Source organism: Vibrio sp. 10N.286.46.A8 (genome assembly GCF_041470165.1).
GTDB lineage: Bacteria > Pseudomonadota > Gammaproteobacteria > Enterobacterales > Vibrionaceae > Vibrio > Vibrio tasmaniensis_A.
The window spans coordinates 1-1,105 of sequence record NZ_JBFRLX010000227.1; the positions used below are offsets into that span (position 1 = coordinate 1).

Here is a 1,105-nt window from a genome sequence, read left to right on the forward strand (position 1 = left end):
AGAACATGCTTCGTGAGAGATACCTTCCATCAGACAGCCATCACCCATGAATGCATAAGTGTAGTGGTCTACGATGTCGTGGCCTTCTTTGTTGAACTGTGCCGCAAGTGCTTTCTCAGCCATCGCCATACCAACAGCGTTGGTGATGCCTTGACCTAGAGGACCTGTAGTCGTCTCGATACCTGGTGCGTAACCGTATTCTGGGTGACCTGGAGTCTTAGAGTGCAGTTGACGGAAGTTCTTAAGATCTTCAATTGAAAGCTCGTAACCTGCTAGGTGAAGCAGAGAGTAGATCAGCATTGAGCCGTGGCCGTTAGACAGGATAAAACGGTCGCGGTCAGCCCACTCTGGGTTTGATGGGTTATGGTTCAGGTGAGAACGCCAAAGTACTTCAGCGATGTCAGCCATACCCATAGGTGCGCCAGGGTGACCAGAGTTTGCTTGTTGTACGCCGTCCATGCTTAGAGCACGAATAGCGTTAGCTAGATGTTTGCGGTTCATAATTGCTTCCAAAATTGATTCGAAATTAATAATTTGTGGACAGATGTAAAAGAGGAACGAAATTCGTTCCTCTTATTTATTACGTAGTGATTACAGCTTAGCTGCGATCATGTCTTCAAGTTTACCTTGATCAACTGCGAAGTTGCGGATGCCTTCAGCTAGCTTCTCTACAGCCATTGGGTCTTGGTTGTGATCCCATAGGAACTCAGCGTGAGTCATTGCAGCAGGACGCTCTTTAGTACCGTTAGAGTCGATTAGCTTCTCTACTACTTCGCCTTCAGCTGCTTCTAGGTCAGCTAGAAGTTGAGGTGCGATAGTTAGACGGTCACAGCCAGCAAGTTCAAGGATCTCACCGATGTTACGGAAGCTTGCACCCATAACAACAGTCTTGTAGCCGTGCTCTTTGTAGTAGTTGTAGATGTCTGAAACAGAGATTACGCCTGGATCTTCTGAAGCTTCGAAATCGCGACCTTCTTTCGCTTTGTACCAGTCCATGATGCGACCAACGAAAGGAGAGATTAGGAATACGCCAGCTTCAGCGCAAGCACGAGCTTGAGCGAAAGAGAATAGAAGCGTTAGGTTACAGTTGATGCCTTCTTTCTCT

General features: G+C 47.3%; 1 protein-coding gene and 1 pseudogene. Both read right to left on the reverse strand.

From position 1 onward, the window contains the following. Positions 1–501: pseudogene (locus tag AB4232_RS19575) on the reverse strand (transketolase); the annotation flags it as partial. Between the two features lie 90 nt (positions 502–591). After that, positions 592–1,105: transaldolase family protein (locus AB4232_RS19580; protein WP_372087805.1), on the reverse strand; the 514-nt coding region annotated here is incomplete at its 5' end.